Annotated in this window: 11 protein-coding genes; 10 read left to right on the top strand and 1 reads right to left on the bottom strand. The window is 59.0% G+C overall.

Annotation, left to right across the window (positions count from 1 at the left end):
- Nucleotides 1-206 precede the first annotated feature (206 nt).
- Nucleotides 207-1,106 (bottom strand): LysR family transcriptional regulator, encoded by a 900-nt coding sequence (locus BLP23_RS09920; RefSeq protein WP_167363873.1) that lies wholly within the window; start codon nt 1,104-1,106, stop codon nt 207-209.
- Nucleotides 1,107-1,213: 107 nt separating this feature from the next.
- On the opposite strand from BLP23_RS09920, the gene hglS reads away from it, so the two are divergent.
- From hglS to BLP23_RS09970, 10 genes are all read left to right on the top strand, one after another.
- Nucleotides 1,214-2,608 (top strand): 2-oxoadipate dioxygenase/decarboxylase HglS, encoded by a 1,395-nt coding sequence (gene hglS / locus BLP23_RS09925; RefSeq protein WP_092584705.1) that lies wholly within the window; start codon nt 1,214-1,216, stop codon nt 2,606-2,608.
- 45 nt (nt 2,609-2,653) lie between these two features.
- Complete coding sequence (gene amaB / locus BLP23_RS09930) at nt 2,654-4,186, top strand: L-piperidine-6-carboxylate dehydrogenase (protein WP_092584706.1); 1,533 nt, start codon at nt 2,654-2,656, stop codon at nt 4,184-4,186.
- 14 nt (nt 4,187-4,200) lie between these two features.
- Complete coding sequence (locus BLP23_RS09935) at nt 4,201-5,436, top strand: pyridoxal phosphate-dependent aminotransferase (protein ID WP_092584707.1); 1,236 nt, start codon at nt 4,201-4,203, stop codon at nt 5,434-5,436.
- A gap of 32 nt (nt 5,437-5,468) precedes the next feature.
- Nucleotides 5,469-8,504: a D-2-hydroxyglutarate dehydrogenase YdiJ gene (gene ydiJ / locus BLP23_RS09940; protein WP_092584708.1), complete on the top strand. Its 3,036-nt coding sequence runs from the start codon at nt 5,469-5,471 to the stop codon at nt 8,502-8,504.
- 242 nt (nt 8,505-8,746) lie between these two features.
- Nucleotides 8,747-9,583, top strand: a complete 837-nt coding sequence (locus BLP23_RS09945) for a transporter substrate-binding domain-containing protein (protein WP_092584709.1) — start codon at nt 8,747-8,749, stop codon at nt 9,581-9,583.
- A 25-nt stretch (nt 9,584-9,608) separates the two neighbouring features.
- The gene (locus BLP23_RS09950) at nt 9,609-10,355 is read left to right on the top strand and encodes an amino acid ABC transporter permease (RefSeq protein WP_092584710.1); all 747 of its coding nucleotides are present in this window, start codon (nt 9,609-9,611) and stop codon (nt 10,353-10,355) included.
- 50 nt (nt 10,356-10,405) lie between these two features.
- Nucleotides 10,406-11,134, top strand: coding sequence for an amino acid ABC transporter permease (locus tag BLP23_RS09955; RefSeq protein WP_407691783.1), 729 nt, complete (start codon nt 10,406-10,408; stop codon nt 11,132-11,134).
- A gap of 10 nt (nt 11,135-11,144) precedes the next feature.
- Nucleotides 11,145-11,933, top strand: coding sequence for an amino acid ABC transporter ATP-binding protein (locus BLP23_RS09960; RefSeq protein ID WP_092584712.1), 789 nt, complete (start codon nt 11,145-11,147; stop codon nt 11,931-11,933).
- Between the two features lie 2 nt (nt 11,934-11,935).
- Nucleotides 11,936-13,294, top strand: a complete 1,359-nt coding sequence (locus tag BLP23_RS09965; RefSeq protein ID WP_092584713.1) for an MmgE/PrpD family protein — start codon at nt 11,936-11,938, stop codon at nt 13,292-13,294.
- 14 nt (nt 13,295-13,308) lie between these two features.
- The gene (locus tag BLP23_RS09970) at nt 13,309-14,613 is read left to right on the top strand and encodes an LLM class flavin-dependent oxidoreductase (RefSeq protein WP_092584714.1); all 1,305 of its coding nucleotides are present in this window, start codon (nt 13,309-13,311) and stop codon (nt 14,611-14,613) included.
- The last annotated feature ends 30 nt before the right edge of the window (nt 14,614-14,643 follow it).

Consider the following 14,643-nt stretch of genomic DNA (forward strand, 5'->3'; position numbering starts at 1 on the left):
GTAAGCTCGCACACCTTCGTATATTTTTCGCTAAAACATCTTAGTATTGCCAGATCTATAGCAACAAAGATGCTTACATAACTACAACTTTTAGAAATGTTATTTCGTTTATACTTTGCATGGAATAAAAATTTCACCGACAGTTTGTCGCCGGCAGGTCACTTATGTTGGAAGGCGGCTTTGACCCGACCCAGCTAATTCGCCGCTCAATCCTCTTGTACTTCAGAGCGTAGCCAGTCCTGAAACTCATCGGCGATGGGAAGGCTCTGTTTTTCCTCAGGGCGGACGACGTAATACGCGTTTTCGGTTTTCACCGTGCTGGACGTCAGGGGTAGGAGCATTCCCGTCTTTAGCTCCTCCTCTATCAGATAAGTTGGCAGAAGCGCCGCACCGAGCCCGGCTATCGCTGCTGCCACCATCATCGAAAACTGGTCAAATCGGAGCCCGACATATGCATTGTCTACCATCGAACCTTGGAGTCGAAACCAGTCCGACCACAACTTTGGCCGCGTCGTAAGGTGGAGCAACGGAATGGTAGAGAGATCGCCTGCTGCCTCTTGCCTAGCCCGTTCGGCGAGTGCTGGACTTGCTATCGGCATAACGGTCTCATGGCAAAGGAACGTCGGGGTGCCACCTGCCCATATAGGTTGTCCGTAGTGGATGGCGAGATCGAAACTATCCTCCATGAAGCTGAAGGGCTTCGAACGAGATTCTATCGTTAGCGCAACATCTTGATGCGTCGCGAGGAAACGTCCAAGGCGGGGGACGAGCCATTTCGCGCCGAAGGTTGGAAGTGTCGCTATCTTTAGCGATGCGCGCGTCCGACCAGCTGCGGCGGCATCGATCATAAGCCGTTCCGATCGTGCAAGAAGATCCTTAACCTCCGGCAGCAGCCTTTGTCCGGCCTCAGAAAGGATTACACGTTGACGAATGCGCTCGAAAAGCTTGAGGCCAGTCTGTCGCTCCAGATCTGCAATCTGGCGGCTAATCGCGCTCTGGGTCAGATTTAGCTCTTCTGCTGCGCGAGAAAAATTCGCGTGGCGGGCCGCACATTCAAACGCTTGAAGGGTCACGATGTCTGGCACTAGGCTTCGGCGCATACTTATTCCATTTTCGCATAAAGTTAGCCGCACAAGTCACAACACGTGGCTGCCATGGAAGAGTATATTGCATTTCCAGCATCAAGTCACAAACTCTTCAAAGGTCTAAAACAATGACGAAGCATGTCACGTCGGGCGACATCCGCGCCGCGTTTTCTGGAGCGATGTCAGCCATGTATCGCACCGAGGTCCCTGCTTACGGAACGCTGATGAATCTTGTGGCCCGGGTTAACAAGGAAGCACTTGCCGCCAAGCCCGAACTTAGGGCTCGCCTTGAGGCGACAGACAACCTTGATCGGATATCTGAGGAGCGTCACGGCGCAATCCGCTTGGGAACGGCGGACGAGCTTGCGATGATGCGCCGCGTCTTTGCGGTCATGGGTATGTATCCGGTTGGCTACTACGACCTGTCCACGGCAGGAGTGCCCGTCCATTCGACTGCGTTTCGACCGGTCGGCGAGGAAGCGCTTAAGCGCAACCCTTTTCGGGTCTTTACGTCTCTGCTTCGCCTCGACCTCATCGCGGACGAGACCTTACGCGAAGAAGCGGCTGGCATTCTCGCCAAACGGCAGATTTTCACGACGGGCGCAGTCGAGCTGACCAAGAAGGCGGAAGTCGAGGGCGGGCTGTGCAAAGAGGATGCGGATCGTTTCGTTGCGGAAGTGTTGGAGACATTCCGCTGGCATGACAAAGCGATCGTCGATGCCGACATGTATCATCGTCTGCACGATGCCCATCGCCTGGTTGCCGATGTCGTTTCCTTCAAGGGACCACACATCAATCACCTCACCCCTCGCACGCTTGATATCGACAAAGTGCAGGCGCTCATGCCCGAATACGGGATTTCCCCGAAAGCGGTCGTTGAAGGACCGCCGACGCGCGACTGCCCGGTCCTGCTTCGCCAGACCTCTTTTAAGGCGCTTGAAGAAAAGGTGTCATTTGAGGATGGTCGGGGAGGCTGGAAAGCCGGCTCCCATACGGCGCGCTTCGGCGAGATCGAACAGCGGGGCATTGCCCTTACCCCAAAAGGCAGGGGTCTTTACGACAAGCTTCTCGACCAATCCCGCAAGGTTGTGCGTCCGGCCGCGGATGGCTCGAACGCCAAGGCCTACGAAGCCGCGCTTGCGCAGACTTTTCATGCCTTCCCCGACAGCTGGGCGGCCATCCGCGCCGATGGGCTAGGGTATTTCAGTTACTCGCTTACGGAAAAAGGGATGAAAGGCCTTGTGCTGCCGGGTGCAAGCATAGAATCCCTCATTGCAGACGGCCTGATCCAGTTTGATCCCATCGTTTACGAGGATTTCCTTCCCGTCAGCGCAGCCGGTATTTTCCAGTCGAATCTTGGCGACGGCGCTCAGCAGGAATTCGTGGCGAGTCCAAATCAAAAGCGCTTCGAAGCAGACCTCGGTGCGCAAGTGCTGAACGAATTTGATCATTATGCGGGAATTGAGAAAGCTTCACTGGATGCCTGCATCTCGCAACTGAAAAATCGTCCCGCCGCCGAGTGAACGTCACAGAAATCGCGCAAGCAGAAGCCGACCTGGAGCCCCAAAATGAACGTTTCCGTAAAGACTGTTTCCGTTACTGAAGAAGCCGCCGCGATACTCGGCCGCCTCGGCGTGGCAAAATCACGTTACAGCGAAGGCGACATCGTTGCCTTCTCTCCGATTACCGGCGAACAAACGGGCAAGCTGAAAGCAATGAGTTCGGCAGAGGCGACCAAGATGATCGAACAGGCTCACGAAGCCTTCCAGACATGGCGCCTCGTGCCCGCTCCGAAGCGTGGCGAACTTGTTCGTCTCCTCGGCGAGGAACTGCGTGCCGCCAAAGAGGATCTGGGCCGCCTCGTTTCGATCGAAGCAGGCAAAATTCCTTCCGAGGGATTGGGCGAAGTGCAGGAAATGATCGACATCTGCGATTTCGCTGTCGGCCTTTCCCGCCAGCTTTACGGTCTCACAATTGCTACCGAGCGCCCGGGCCACCGTATGATGGAAACCTGGCATCCCCTCGGTGTCATCGGCATCATTTCCGCTTTCAATTTCCCGGTCGCCGTTTGGGCCTGGAATGCAGCATTGGCTTTGGTCTGCGGCAACAGCATCGTGTGGAAACCATCGGAGAAGTCGCTGCTTACAGCATTGGCGTCGCAGGCGATTCTCGAACGCGCCCTCAAGCGTTATGGCGAAGCTCCGGAAGGCCTCTCGCAGGTTCTGATCGGCGATCGAGCGATCGGTGAAGTGCTGGTTGATCATCCGAAGGTTCCGCTCGTGTCAGCGACGGGTTCCACTCGCATGGGCCGCGACGTGGGCCCGCGGCTGGCCAAGCGTTTCGCTCGCGCCATCTTGGAACTTGGCGGCAACAACGGCGGCATCGTATGCCCGTCAGCTGATCTCGACATGGCGCTTCGAGCCATCGCCTTTGGCGCGATGGGCACGGCTGGCCAGCGGTGCACGACATTGCGTCGCCTGTTCGTCCATGAAAGCATCTATGATCAGCTCGTACCGCGCCTGAAGAAGGCCTATGAGAGCGTCCCTGTTGGGGATCCGCTGCAGTCGACAGCGTTGGTCGGACCGCTGATCGACAAAATCGCTTTTGAAAACATGCAGAAGGCACTTGTTGAAGCCAAGGAGCACGGAGGCACCGTTTTGGGTGGGCAACGTGTGGATGTCGGTCACGATCTGGCATTCTACGTCAAGCCGGCGCTTGTCGAAATGCCAAAACATGAAGGCCCGGTTCTGGAAGAAACCTTCGCGCCTATTCTGTACGTCATGAGATACAGCGATTTCGATGCGGTCATCGCCGATCACAATGCGGTGGGTGCGGGCTTGTCTTCGTCGATCTTCACCCTGGACATGAGGGAAGCCGAGCGGTTCGTAGCTGCCGATGGCTCCGATTGTGGTATCGCCAACGTGAACATCGGCACGTCGGGTGCAGAGATCGGCGGTGCGTTCGGAGGCGAAAAGGAGACGGGGGGCGGCCGTGAATCCGGCTCCGACGCCTGGAGAGCCTACATGCGCCGTACGACGAACACGATCAACTATTCGAAGTCGCTGCCCCTGGCACAGGGCGTTTCTTTTGACATCGAATAGGAAGGACGTGTTTCATGACGATCTCAACAAAAGTCGAAGAAGCGGGCTTCAAACCGGCTTCACGGATCGCCTCGGTTGGCGTTTCGAAGATTCTCCAGATCGGCGCACGTGCCGCTGCCATGAAGCGCGCTGGTCTACCGGTCATCGTGCTGGGGGCCGGCGAGCCTGATTTCGATACGCCGGAGAACGTCAAGGAGGCGGCTAAGGCCGCCATCGACGCTGGCGAAACGAAATACACCGCTCTGGACGGCACGCCGGCCCTGAAGAAGGCGATCATCGAAAAGTTCAGACGGGAAAACGGCATCGACTACGATGTCGACGAGGTCACAGTTGCGACAGGCGCCAAGCAGATCCTCTTCAACGCCTTTATGGCGACGCTCGATTCGGGCGACGAAGTGATCATTCCCACCCCTTACTGGACTTCCTATTCGGACATCGTCGAGATTTGCGGCGGTGTGTCAGTCCTTATCCCGTGCGACGCCAAGGCCAACTTTCGTCTCCAGGCCGAACAGCTGGAAAAGGCCATCACATCAAGAACCCGTTGGATTCTTCTTAACTCGCCCTCCAATCCATCGGGCGCTGCCTACATCGCCGAAAATTACCGCCCCCTCCTGGATGTTTTGATCCGTCATCCGCATGTCTGGTTGATGGTCGACGACATGTACGAGCACATCGTCTACGACGATTTCGCATTTGCGACACCTGTCGCGATCGAGCCTCGACTGAAGGATCGCACCTTGACGATCAACGGTGTATCGAAAGCCTACGCGATGACGGGCTGGCGCATCGGTTATGCGGGTGGCCCGAAGCCCTTGATCAAAGCGATGGCGGTGATCCAGAGCCAGGCGACGTCCTGCCCCTGTTCGGTCAGCCAGGCTGCCTCGATCGAGGCTCTGAACGGCCCCCAGACGTTTCTGAAGGAGAGACAGGAGAGTTTCCGTCGTCGTCGCGACCTCGTTGTCGAGCGCCTGAACGAAATCGACGGGTTGGATTGCCGTACTCCTGAGGGTGCTTTTTATACTTTTTCCAGTTGCGCCGGCGTTTTGGGCAAACTGACACCGAAAGGTAAGAAGATCGAAGCCGATCATGACTTCACCGACTATCTTCTTGAAGAGGCCCACGTCGCGGTCGTCCCTGGCTCGGCCTTTGGCCTCTCTCCCTATTTTCGGATTTCCTACGCGACTTCGCAAGCCGAATTGATGGAAGCACTCAATCGTATCAAGCAAGCTTGCTCTGCATTGCAGAATTGATGTCATTACTTGGATCGGGGTGCGTATAGACGATGATACCGCGTCTCCATTCCGCTTTTGGAAATCAGCAGCTACCGCCCGGCTTCGTTAAGAGGCTTTGCCAAGTCGGGTTCAATGGCGACGTGGAACAGCGTGCAATGTCGCGCTCTGTCTTCGCGACTGACAATTCTATCTACCAGGTAACCCCCACAGCAATTCTGTTTCCGCGAGATGCCGACGACCTGAAGAAGATTGCAAAGGCGCTTTCCGATCCTCGTTTCGCGGATCTCGCCATCGCCCCGCGTGGGGGCGGCACGGGGACGAACGGCCAGTCGCTCACCACCGGTATCGCGGTGGACTGCTCACGGTACATGAACCGGATCCTGGAGATTGATCAGGCGAGAAAGGTCGCCCGAGTTCAGGCAGGTGTTGTCAAGGACCAGTTGAATCGAGCCTTGAAGCCACACGGATTGTTCTTCGCGCCGGAGCTTTCAACCTCGAACCGGGCCACAATCGGCGGCATGATTTCGACCGACGCCTGCGGCCAAGGATCTTGCCTTTACGGCAAGACCTCGAATCACGTGCTTGGGCTTCGTATCGTGCTCATGGACGGCTCGGACTGGTGGTCGCGTCCGATGGACGAAGAAGCGCTTGCCAAGACCCTGGCGAGGGGTGACCGAATCGGCGACGTTCACAGGACGGTCGAGCGCATCGCACGAGAGAAGCGCGATTGCATAGAGGAGGTTTTTCCCAACCTCAATCGCTACATGACAGGCTACGATCTCGCACATATCCGTCGCGCCGACGGCCGCTTCGATTTGAACGCCGTCCTGTGCGGCTCGGAAGGCACCCTTGCCATGATCGCCGAGGCAGAACTCAATCTTCTGCCGATCCCGGCGCAGGCTGCCCTCGTCAACATCCGCTACAGCGACTTCAACGCCGCGCTGGAAGACGCTCGCACCCTAAGCGGCCTCAATGTCGCCTCTGTCGAGACGATCGACGAGAAGGTGCTGGGGCTTGCAAAGAACGATATCGTCTGGACCGACATAGCCCGCTTCTTCCCTGAGAACCACACAGGTGTGGCCAACGGCATCAATCTCGTCGAGGTGCTGGCTGACGACGAGGCCGAACTCCAACGAAAGCTTGCCGCGGTCACGGTGGTGCTCGATGAGGGACTGGATACAAACCGCATCAGCTATACTGTGGCCCGCGGACATGCCGACGTCGAGGCGATATGGAATATGCGCAAGCGTGCTGTCGGATTGCTCGGCAATGTGGACGGCCCCGTCCGCCCTGTCGCCTTCGTCGAGGATACTGCTGTCCCGCCCGAGAATTTGGCTGTCTATATCCGTGAATTTCGCGCGCTACTTGACAGGGCAGGCCTCTCCTACGGGATGTTCGGTCATGTCGACGCAGGGGTGCTGCACGTACGGCCCGCACTCGACTTGACCCGTGACGATCACGTACCTTTGCTGCGCCACATCAGCGACGCCGTAGTGGCGCTCACCCGCAAGCACGGCGGCGTTCTGTGGGGCGAGCACGGCAAGGGCGTGCGCTCGGAATATGTGCCGGAATTCTTCGGCGACCTTTATCCTTGCCTCCAAGATATCAAACGGGCTTTCGATCCGGACAACCGCCTCAACCCGGGCAAGATCGCCGCGCCGTCCAACGCGTCACTGCTCAAGATCGACGAAGTGCCTTTAAGGGGCGCTTTCGATCGCATAATCGGTAACGAAATACGCGCAGCCTTCGACAATGCCGCCTATTGCAACGGCAATGGCGCTTGTTTCGACTTCGACGAGACGAGCCCCATGTGTCCCTCTTACAAGGCGACCCGCGATCGGCGATACTCGCCAAAAGGGCGCGCCATGCTTGTGCGGGAATGGCTGCGACTGCTCGGCGAGAAGGGCATTGATCCACGCAAAGAGTCCGTACGTCTGCGCCGGCGACACCCACTCTTGAGCCTGACGGCACGTGTTATAAACAGCCTTAACCCGAGAAACCGCAACGACTTTTCCCACGAGGTGCGAGACGCAATGGACACCTGCCTTGCGTGCAAGGCTTGTGCCGGGCAGTGTCCCGTGAAGGTCAGTGTGCCGGCGTTCCGCTCCAAGTTTCTGGAGCTGTATTATGGCCGTTACTTGCGTCCGCTAAAGGACTTGGTGGTTTCCGGTATCGAAACCACCCTCCCTTTGATGGCGCGGATCCGTCCGCTCTACAATCTGGTCGCCGGCACATCGCCTGGCAAGCGGCTGATGCGAGCGATTGGGTTGACGGCGCTTCCACTTCTACCGCGGCGCTCATTTTCAAAGGAAATCCGCCGTTTGGGTGTCGAGGTCGCTCACGCGAGTGAGATCGAGAAGCTATCGCCAGATGAAAAGGATCGGGTTGTAGTATTTGTTTTCGACAGCTTCACATCCCATTTCGAACCAAACGTGCCGATTGCAGCCATTCGCGTTGCTCGTAAGCTGGACTTGATCCCGTATCTCGCCGCATCCCATCACAATGGTAAAGCATTACACGTTCACGGGTACCTCGGTCCTTTCGAGAAAGCTGCCGCGAAGACGGAACGTTACCTTCGAGCCCTAGCAGACGCCGGCGTTGCTCTCGTCGGGTTGGATCCCTCAATGACGCTCGTTTACCGCAGCGAGTATCACGCATTATGGACGAGTGGTCGCAAGGCGACCGTCCTTCTTCCGCAAGAATGGCTTGCAGAGAATTTGAGCAAACTATCGATTAAACCTATTCCATCCCCGTCACGCAAATACAGCCTTCTTCCTCATTGTACCGAGCGTAGCAACCTTCCGTCCGCCTCAAACCAGTGGAAGTCGGTTTTTCAGGCTCTTGGCGCAAGTGTGCATGTAGAAAATGTAGGGTGTTGCGGAATGGCCGGGACCTTTGGTCACGAGGTCCGCAACCGCGATATCTCGGAACAGCTTTACGCCATGAGCTGGGCGGCAGCTGTAGCTGAAGCATCAGAAGACAAGGTCGTCATGGCCACAGGGTATTCGTGCCGATGCCAGGCAAAGATACTCGATGGCAGGTCTCTACCTCACCCGCTGGAGGTGATCTACTCTATGCTCGATTGAAGTGTCCTGCCGCTTCCTCCAAAGCCAATCGCGGCCGTAAGAGCCGCGATACCCATGAAGAAGGTACTGGCTGTGAGTGCGGTGTTACAATTGAAATTAGCATAACCCGCTCGCAACATATTTTCTATGGATTTAGCATATTACAGGATACCAGTTTCGCTCTCACCTTGAAGAGAGGATGCGATTGCTCGTGGCAAAGGAGGGGCTCCACTAGGTTCTTGGTCGAATAAAGGAGTCCCAGAATGTCGTCCACCAATCTCACAAAATTACTCTTCGGACTTGCTCTCTCAATCTCCGCACTAATGTCGACGCAGGCGTCTGCGGATGCCACGCTGGACCGCATCAAGGGCCGCGGCACGCTGACCGTCGGCGTGATCCTATCCGGTGCGCCATTCGGCTATATCGACCCTAAGACCCAGGCGCAGAAGGGTTTCAACCTGGACATCGCGCGGGCGCTGGCCGACGACCTCGGCGTCAAACTGGAGACCGTCACGGTGACGCCGCCGAACCGCGTGCAGTTCCTGCAGCAGGGCAAGGTCGACATCCTCATCGCCAACATGCAGTACACCGAGGACCGCGCCAAGATTCTCGACTACGTACCAACGCCCTATGACCGCAGCGGTGGTGCCGCCGTGGTTCGCAAGGACAGCGGTCTGAGGGACTGGGTGGACCTGAAGGGCAAGCCGGTCTGCGTGTCGCAGGGCTCCAACTACACGCAGCCTCTGATGGAAGATTACGGCGCGGTGGTGAAGGCGCTGCCGAGCCAACCGGAATCGCTCCTCGCACTGCAAGGCGGCAATTGCGTTGCGGCCGTGCATGTCGGCGCGACCGTCGGCCTGCTGCTGCAGGATCGTTCGGAAGAATGGAAGGACTATGCCATTCCCTTCCCCACCGAGCTGATCCCATCGGATTCGGTGATCTGGTTGCGCAAGGGCGAGAAGGACACGCAGGCTGCCCTGGACGCCGGCGTCAAGAAGCTACACGCGTCGGGCAAGCTCCTGGAGTTCGCTAAGGTCAATCGCCTTCCCAACATCGAATACCTGCAGCAGCAGAACAGAGTGCTCTCCGCCAGCAAGTGAACTGCGAAGAAACCGGTAGAACGACATGCAGGACACGAACCTGACTGACCTGTTCGTCAGCCTGACTGGCAGGCTCGGCCTGAACTACGAGTTCCTGGCGACCGGATACGAGGCGCAGATCTGGCGTGACGGCTTCATGACCACGCTCTATCTTGTCGTCCTGCTTATCCCGATCAGCCTGATCTTCGGTCTGCTGTTTGCCGCTTGCCTGACGTCTGGGAGGCTGTGGCTTTCGGGGCCGGTCAGGGCCTTCGTGGAGATCACCCGCAACACGCCGACGCTGGTGCAGTTAATGTTTAGCTTCCTGGTCCTCAACACGATCGTCTCCAACCTCGTTGGCGGGGCGCAGAATAATCCGCTGTCACCTTTCTTCTGGGTGGTCGCGGTGGTCGGCCTGCATATCGCCGCCCTGCATGCGGAGGCAATCCGTGCCGGTATCGAGGCGGTGCCAGCCTCCACGGTGGAGGCAGCGCGGGGCATCGGCTTCAGCCAGCTGCAGATTTTGCGATACGTCGAGGTGCCATTGGCCTTGCGGGCCTCTTTGCCGGCAATCGTCAACAATCTTATCAATCTCGTGAAGCTGACGACGGTGGGCAATGCGATCGCCGTAAGCGAGATCACTTATGCCTCGATCATGGTGTGGACGCAACGCGACAATGTCGTGTCGATGATGATCGTCATCCTCGCCTTCTTCAGCCTTATCAATCTGGTCGTCGCCCGCGTCGGCCTTTGGGCGGAGCGCAAGCTCGCCGTTCCGGGATATGGTTTGTGACGACAGCAACACTTCTTGAACCGCTCAAGGGCAGCGATCTTCTGCGCACCATCGGCTTCGTGGCGCTGCCGCTTGTCGTCCTCGTCTGGTCGCTGGCCGACCTGACGCTCGGCCGCGAACTGGTGGAGTGGGCTCCCTATCTCGCCTCCGGCTTTGCGATGAACATCGTCATCAGCCTTTCCGCGATGGCACTCGGGACCGTCGTGGGTACCATGTTCGGCATCCTGGAACTCGTGTCCTACCGGCTGATACGCTATCCGGTCGTCGTCTATGTGCAGGTCTTCCGCAATGCCCCGCATCTCGTGCTGATCTTTGGTACGACCTACATCTTTCCCTTTGAGATCGTCATCTTCGGCAACTACCTGGCCTTCCCTGACTGGGTGAAGGCCGTGATCGGCCTTGCCATTCCGGCGAGCGCCTATGTGGCCGAGATCACGCGCGGCGCCATCCTCTCTGTTCCGACCACGCAATGGGAGGCGGCGCAGGGGTTGGGTTTTTCACGCGTACAGGCGCTGCGCTGGATCGTCCTGCCGCAGTGCCTGCGGCGCGCGCTCCCACCATGGATGAATGTGCTCGCCTCGATCACCATGGGCACTGCGCTCGCCTCGCTGGTGGGCGTGCACGAACTGCTGCATGCGGCCACAGATGCCAGCACGGCAGTGCGCCGGCTCGATTTCACGATCATCGCCTACATCGTCGTGATGGCCGCCTTCTTCACGCTTTGCTACCCGATCGCCCGCCTGACCCGCCGCCTGGAACGGCGGTTCAACGCGGCCTGAGGATTTTGAGATGAACACATTCAGTAACGACGCGATCGTCCGACTGGAAGACGTGCACCTGTCCTTCGGCCAGACTGAGGTGCTGAAGGGCATCGACCTGACCGTCAACAAGGGCGATGCGGTCTCCATCATCGGCCCGTCCGGCTCGGGCAAATCAACGATCCTTCGCTGCATCAACGCGCTGGTGACGCCGCAAAGCGGCCGCATCACGGTCAACGGTACCCGCGTCGACCAGTTGACCAAGGAGAGCGAGCGCATTGCGCTGCGCAAGCGCGTCGGCATCGTCTTCCAGCAATACAATCTCTTTCCGCATCTGACGGTGCTGGACAATATCGTGCTGGCGCCGACCCGGATTCTCGGCGTCGAGCGTCGCGAGGCGGAGAAGTTCGCCCGCGAACTGCTCGATAAGGTGCGCCTTTCGGAGAAAGCCAGTTCCTATCCAGGTCAGCTGTCCGGTGGTCAGCAACAGCGCGTGGCGATCGCCCGGGCACTGGCGATGAAGCCGGAACTGGTATTATTCGACGAAGTCACCTCCGCCCTCGACCCGGAGACGGTCGGCGAAGTATTGTGGGTGATCCGCGACCTCATCCGCGACGGCATGACCAGCATTCTCGTGACGCATGAAATGCGCTTTGCCGAGGAGATCAGTGACACCGTCGTGTTTACCGAGAATGGCCGCATCGTCGACCACGGCTCTCCCGAGCAGATTTTCGATACTTCCGACAATCCCCGCATCCGCCAGTTCGTCGGCGGGCTTTCCGGAAGACGCGGTTCGGTGCGCAACGGAGAAGGTATCTAGAAATGACGACCGTAGGCGCCCCGCTGACCCATGCCTTTGCCCAGGCGATCGTCACGTCGGATCCGACGAAGGATGCGGCCGCAATGGGTGCGGCACGCACGGCGATCATCGATTTTCTCGCCTGCACGATCGCAGGCGCCGGTGACCGCACGACCGACCTTCTTGCCGACGCCGTCGGCGCCAAACTGCCAGGTGACGCGATCCTAGTTGGCAGTACGCGCCGCACCGATCCGCTGGTCGCGGCCGTCGTCAACGGCTATGCCGGCCACGTGCTCGACTACGATGACGTGCATGCCAGCGTGCGCGGCCATCCGACGACGGTTATCATTCCGGCCCTGCTGGGGCTCGCCGCCGAACGTGATTTCGCCGCCGAGGCGCTACTGGCATCCTATGTCGTCGGGCTCGAGGCAATGGCGCGGCTTGGTTTGTCGCTGGGTTCGAAGCATTACGAAAACGGCTTTCATACGACGGCAACGCTTGGTACCGTCGGCGCGACGGCTGCAATCACTCATCTGATGCGTGCGTCGGTCGAGGAAACCACCATTGCACTTGGTCTTGCGGCGACGCAATCATCCGGCCTTCGGCTGCAGTTCGGTTATGACGCCAAGCCCTACCATGCCGGCATGGCAGCTCGTTCCGGGCTGTTATCGGCGCGGCTGGCAGCCGCCGGTTTCGGAGGTGCGCCGGACTTCCTCGACAATCCGGTCGGTTTTCATTCGGCTTACTCCTTCGGCGCCGATCGGCTGCAGGCCGTGACCGAGAACTGGGGCGCGCCTTGGCAGATCGTGGCGCCGGGGCTGACGCTAAAGGCCTATCCTTGCTGTACCGCCAGCCATCCGGTCGCGTCGCTCGGAATCGAGCTCAATCGCGAGGAGCTTGCGGCGGATGCAATCGAGCACATCACCTTCACCTATCCGCCAGGCGCCGATGCAGCGCTGGTCGTGACGAAGCCGAATAACGGCATCGAGGCGCGCTTCAGTCCGGAATACGTGTTTGCCGCCGCGCTGATCGACGGCGCGCTGCGGATAGATCATTTCGACGAACGGCCGGTCGAGCCGCGTCTGGTGGCGCTTGCCGAGCGTGCCAGCCGACGCCATGACGACAGTGCGCCGCGCATGTCGAGCGATCCCAAAACCCGCTTCGTGATCCTTGATGTTGCACTGCGCGACGGCACCACGATCACCCGCCGTTTCGATGGTCTTCCCGGCGTGACCGATCCGACGACAAAATTCCGCGAAGCGACTGCCGGCCATCCCTCCTTCACCGACATTCCCTCGCTCGTCCGCACCATGAACAGCGCCGCCGATCTCCATAGGCTGCTGGCGTTGCTGGGCCAGGACGCCGTCCAAAACCTCCATTGAAGAAAGACCTCGCCATGAGCCGTAGGAGAGAAATTCATTTGGGCCTGTTCCTGCAGGGCGCCGGTCATCACGTGTCCGGCTGGCGGCATCCGCATGCCGAGGCCGGCAGCGAGAACTTCGACCTTCTGCGCCGTGTGTCGCAGATCGCCGAAAGGGCGAAGTTCGACATGGTCTTCCTGGCCGACGGCCTGACCAGCGGCGTCGACGCGCATCCCTCGACGATCGCTCGCTTCGAGCCGGTGACACTGCTTGCCTCGCTCGCCATGGTAACCGACAAGATCGGCCTCGCCGCCACCGCCTCGACAACGTATGGCGAGCCCTATCACACGGCCCGCGCCTTTTCCTCGATCGACCACTTGAGCCACGGCCGGGCGGCCTGGAACATCGTCACCACCTCCTATGCCCGAACGGCCAACAATTTTTCGAAGGCGCATCCAGAGCATGACGAGCGTTATGCCGTCGCTGAAGAATTCGTCGACGTGGTGCGCGGGCTGTGGGACAGTTGGGACGACGATGCCTTCGTCAAGGATAAGCTGAGCGGCGTCTACGCCGATCCGAGTAGGGTCCACGTGCTGGACCACAAAGGCAAGTATTTTGCCGTCAAGGGACCGCTCAACATCCCACGTTCGCCGCAGGGCCACCCAATCCTGATCCAGGCCGGTTCCTCCGGGCCTGGCCAGGACCTCGCCGCTCGAACGGCCGACGTCGTGTTCACCGCGCAGCAGAGCTTCGAAGAAGCACAGGCTTTTTATAAGAGCCTCAAGGAGCGCTTGACCCGTTTCGGCCGTCAGCCGGACGAAGTAGCTGTCATGCCAGGGTTCCTGCCAGTGATCGGCCGCACGGCGAAGGAAGCTCAGGACAAGTTGGCCGAACTGGACCAATGGACTGATCTCAAGAGCGCCATGCCGCTGCTCGAGGAACGTATCGGCCACACTCTCGCAGCTTACGATCCCGATGGCCCCTTGCCGGACCTGCCGATCTCAGACCAGCTGCGCAGCCGCGCCGAACTCCTGACGGCTCTTGCTCGGCGCGAGAGCCTGACCATTCGCCAGTTGGCCCTGCGCGTCGCCGCGGGCCGTGGCCACCACATCGTGCTCGGAACGCCCGTGGAGATTGCCGAGCGCATGCAGCAGTGGTTTGAAGGTCGCGCCGCAGACGGCTTCAACATCATGCCGCCCTTCTTCCCGGAGGGGTTGGAGGACTTTACACAGCTGGTGGTGCCGATCCTGCAGGAACGTGGACTGTTCCGGACCGACTACAGTGGCTCGACGCTGCGTGACCACCTGGGACTTGTCAGACCTGCTTTGCTTTCAGCCTAGCCCTACGAACCGCCGCCTTGACAGGATCCG

This window comes from Rhizobium mongolense subsp. loessense (assembly GCF_900099775.1).
Lineage (GTDB): Bacteria > Pseudomonadota > Alphaproteobacteria > Rhizobiales > Rhizobiaceae > Rhizobium > Rhizobium loessense.

Bases quoted from the DNA above. Each gene is read 5' to 3' on its own strand.
- BLP23_RS09950 (WP_092584710.1), top strand. From the start codon at position 9,609: ATGCAGGACACGAACCTGACTGACCTGTTCGTCAGCCTGACTGGCAGG.
- ydiJ (WP_092584708.1), top strand. From the start codon at position 5,469: ATGATACCGCGTCTCCATTCCGCTTTTGGAAATCAGCAGCTACCGCCC.
- hglS (WP_092584705.1), top strand. From the start codon at position 1,214: ATGACGAAGCATGTCACGTCGGGCGACATCCGCGCCGCGTTTTCTGGA.
- BLP23_RS09970 (WP_092584714.1), top strand. From the start codon at position 13,309: ATGAGCCGTAGGAGAGAAATTCATTTGGGCCTGTTCCTGCAGGGCGCC.
- BLP23_RS09945 (WP_092584709.1), top strand. From the start codon at position 8,747: ATGTCGTCCACCAATCTCACAAAATTACTCTTCGGACTTGCTCTCTCA.
- BLP23_RS09965 (WP_092584713.1), top strand. From the start codon at position 11,936: ATGACGACCGTAGGCGCCCCGCTGACCCATGCCTTTGCCCAGGCGATC.
- amaB (WP_092584706.1), top strand. From the start codon at position 2,654: ATGAACGTTTCCGTAAAGACTGTTTCCGTTACTGAAGAAGCCGCCGCG.
- BLP23_RS09935 (WP_092584707.1), top strand. From the start codon at position 4,201: ATGACGATCTCAACAAAAGTCGAAGAAGCGGGCTTCAAACCGGCTTCA.
- BLP23_RS09960 (WP_092584712.1), top strand. From the start codon at position 11,145: ATGAACACATTCAGTAACGACGCGATCGTCCGACTGGAAGACGTGCAC.